Annotated in this window: 4 protein-coding genes; 1 reads left to right on the top strand and 3 read right to left on the bottom strand. The window is 59.2% G+C overall.

Features of this window, described 5'->3' with window-relative positions; genetic code table 11:
- Positions 1 to 26 precede the first annotated feature (26 nt).
- Together ABJP42_RS03245 and ABJP42_RS03240 are read right to left on the bottom strand one after the other, a co-directional pair.
- Positions 27 to 839, bottom strand: a complete 813-nt coding sequence (locus tag ABJP42_RS03245; RefSeq protein WP_348338454.1) for an alpha/beta fold hydrolase — start codon at positions 837 to 839, stop codon at positions 27 to 29.
- 19 nt (positions 840 to 858) lie between these two features.
- Entirely contained in the window at positions 859 to 1,452 is a 594-nt protein-coding gene (locus ABJP42_RS03240; protein ID WP_348338453.1) for a 2-hydroxychromene-2-carboxylate isomerase, read from the bottom strand.
- Positions 1,453 to 1,558: 106 nt separating this feature from the next.
- Here ABJP42_RS03240 and ABJP42_RS03235 point away from each other — a divergent pair, with 106 nt between their 5' ends.
- Entirely contained in the window at positions 1,559 to 2,581 is a 1,023-nt protein-coding gene (locus ABJP42_RS03235; protein ID WP_348338452.1) for a ribose-phosphate pyrophosphokinase, read from the top strand.
- A gap of 224 nt (positions 2,582 to 2,805) precedes the next feature.
- On the opposite strand, the gene ABJP42_RS03230 is transcribed toward ABJP42_RS03235, so the two are convergent.
- On the bottom strand, positions 2,806 to 3,174 hold a 369-nt coding region (locus ABJP42_RS03230; RefSeq protein ID WP_348338451.1), incomplete at its 5' end, for a DUF2189 domain-containing protein.

Raw genomic sequence — 3,174 nt, 5'->3', positions numbered from 1 at the left:
CCCCCCCACCCTTCCAACCCTTCTACCTAATCCGCAGACCAAAACTGACGCAGCAGATCCGCCACCTCCTTGGCATGGGTGATCGGCAACATATGCCCCGCACCTGAAACCACATCACAGCGGGCCTGCGGCAAGCGCCGTGCCAGGCCTTGGTTGATCAGTGCCATCACCGGCTGGCTCTCACCGCCGCTCAACAAAAGAACCGGCAGGGCCACAGCATCCAGCGCGCCCGGCTGCAACAGCCCCTTATCGTCCAGGTAGAGCGCCCCAAAGCTCTTGGGCACCGCCTTCATGCCGCGCACCATTGCGCTGCGGGCCGCTTCAGGCATCTGCGCCCATTTTGGTTTTCCCGTGCCCCACATGCGATTGAAAAGACGCGTTGCCTGCTCCACCTCGCCTGCCCGCAACAGATCATTAAACGGCGCCTCTTCGGCTTCCAGTACGGCCTGAAGCTCCGGCGCCTCCAAACGGGTCACAGCAAACAACACCGGCTCAATCAGGGTCAGGCTTCTGACCAGACCGGGTCGCGCCTGCGCCATGCGCAGGGCCACAGTGGCGCCAAAGGAATGGCCAATCAGATCAACCGGGCTCGCTTCGGCCTCCAGCAGCGCCAGCCCGGCCTCCACATTGGCCGTCTGGAAATCCCCGTCACCATTCCAGTCCGGACTGCGCCCATGGGCATACATGTCAAACCCAGTGAGGGTGATCTCCTCTGTGAGCTCTGAGGCCAAGCCACGCCAGGCCCCGGAATGGGCCAGCGAACAATGCACCGCCAGAACCCGGCGAGGTCCCGCGCCAAAATTGCGGGAAAATATCTCGCTCAAACTGCTATCCTTCATCTCTGACTCTTTCGATCACTCAACCAGCAAGGTGCTGTTCAAGATCCTCGATCCGATCCTGCCCCCAGAACCGCGCGCCGTCTTCTGTGACATAGAACGGCGCGCCAAACACACCGGCCTTTACGGCATCCTCTAGGTTTTGCGCATATCTCTCTGCGCCGGCCAGGAGCCCGCTATCCGCCAGCGCGGCGTCAAAGCCGGCGCTTGTGAGACAGGATTTGATCACCTCATCCTCGGCAATATCACGCTCTTCGGCCCAAACTGCCTTTAGCAGCCCATGCACCAGCGCCCCCATATCGCCTCCCCCTGCCGATTGCGCCGCGATAATGGCATAGGACGAAGGCGCTGCATTGGTCGGCCAATGGGCCGGCTTTAGGTTGATCGCTAGCCCGTTCTTCTTGGCCTGGCGCTGCATTTCGATCACCCGGTACTCCTGACGCGAGACATGGCGGTCTTTCGGCGGGGTGCCACCGGTGCTGCCAAACAGTGCCATGATGTCCAGCGGCTTGTAATTGATCTGGGCATTCTGTCGCGCCGCAGCAGCCTCCAGCCGGGTCCCAGCCAAGTATGCATAGGGCGACAGGGTCGAGAAGTAAAAATCGATGGTGGCCATGGTGGTTTTCTCCCGCTTAGAACTAGGCTGGAAGCTACGCACATGTTAAGCGATGAGCAATATCACGAATCTGTCACATAGCCATTGCTGAAGGGGATATCAGCCAATGCCGACTTTGAACGAACCCAAGCTTATCGCTGGGAACGCAAACCTCCCGCTTGCCAACTCTATTGCCCGCCGGATGAGCATGCATCGCGGTGTCGACCAAGGACTGGTTGATGCCCGCGTCGAACGCTTCAACGACGGCGAGATCTTTGTTGAGGTCTACGAGAACGTGCGTGGCGAAGATATGTTCATCATTCAGCCGACCTCCAATCCGGCCAATGACAACCTGATGGAGCTGCTGATCATCTCAGATGCGCTGCGCCGCTCCTCTGCGCAACGGATCACCGCGGTGATCCCCTATTTTGGCTACGCCCGGCAGGACCGCCGTACCAAGGCGCGCACGCCGATCTCGTCAAAACTGGTGGCCAATATGCTCACCGGGGCCGGCATCGAGCGGGTTTTGACCATGGATCTGCATGCTGCACAGATCCAGGGCTTCTTTGATATTCCGGTGGACAATCTCTACGCCTCGCCGATCTTTGCGCTGGATGTGAAAAACCAGTTCAAAGACCAGATGAGCGATCTGATGGTGGTCTCTCCGGACGTGGGCGGCGTTGCCCGCGCGCGGGAACTGGCCAAACGCATCAACGCGCCCCTGTCAATCGTAGACAAACGCCGCGAAAAGCCCGGCGAGATTGCCGAGATGACCGTCATTGGCGATGTCAGCGACAAGATCTGCCTCATAGTGGATGACATGTGCGACACCGCCGGCACACTGTGCAAGGCGGCCCAGGTGCTGCTCGACAACGGTGCCAAGGAAGTCCACGCCTATATCACCCACGGCGTCATGAGCGGCCCTGCCGTTGAGCGCGTCTCCAACTCGGTGATGAAATCACTGGTGCTGACTGATTCCATTCAGCCCACCGAAGAGATCCTGAACACACCCAATATCCGCATCCTGCCCACAGCACCGTTGTTCACCCAAGCGATCCTGAATATCTGGCACGGCACTTCGGTATCCTCATTGTTTGAGGACAAGACCCTGATCCCGATCTACGAGTCGCTTTACTCAGGCGGCGTCTAAGCTCGCATCAAACCCATAACATAGGCCCCGCGCAGCGCTCTGCCGGGGCCTTTTTGTTTTAAGTGGTGCGTTCTTGACGCACAGCATCGTCCAGAACGCCTGAAACAATTTGCTGATCAAGCCGGGCCCAGCTGAAGGGCCGGGCCGCGCCTGACCTTCCCCGCAGGAAAGCGCTTTGCACCTTCTCATGGTCAGCCATTTCCCTAAAGCCTCTCGAGGCAGAGTCACGCCTGCGCAGCCGCGACCGCGCGCTGGTACAGATGCCAGGTGGTATGGCCCAGGATTGGCAGGGTAAAGATCAACCCCAGAAACCCTGGCACCAGCGAGACCAGCATGGAGAGCGAGACAATCGCCGCCCAACTGAGCATGACGCCCGGGTTCTGCGTCACCACCCGGATCGAGGTCAGCATGGCGGTGATAAAATCAACCTCGCGGTCCAGCAACATCGGCATGGAAATAACTGTCACCGAAAACAGAAGCGCCGAAAAAAGGGCCCCGGCACAGGTGCCTATGGTGAGGAAGGTCCAGCCCTCGAGGGTGAAAAACACGATTTGCAAAAACCCATCCAGATCCGAAAAAGAGGCATCCTGTAG

The organism is Pseudophaeobacter sp., from assembly GCF_039971195.1.
Classification (GTDB): Bacteria; Pseudomonadota; Alphaproteobacteria; order Rhodobacterales; family Rhodobacteraceae; genus Pseudophaeobacter.
The sequence above is the reverse complement of the archived record's forward strand: the minus strand, read 5'-3'. Positions and strand labels throughout refer to the sequence as shown.

Coding starts and splice junctions, on each gene's coding strand:
- ABJP42_RS03245 (WP_348338454.1), bottom strand. CDS start 839: ATGAAGGATAGCAGTTTGAGCGAGATATTTTCCCGCAATTTTGGCGCG.
- ABJP42_RS03240 (WP_348338453.1), bottom strand. CDS start 1,452: ATGGCCACCATCGATTTTTACTTCTCGACCCTGTCGCCCTATGCATAC.
- ABJP42_RS03235 (WP_348338452.1), top strand. CDS start 1,559: ATGCCGACTTTGAACGAACCCAAGCTTATCGCTGGGAACGCAAACCTC.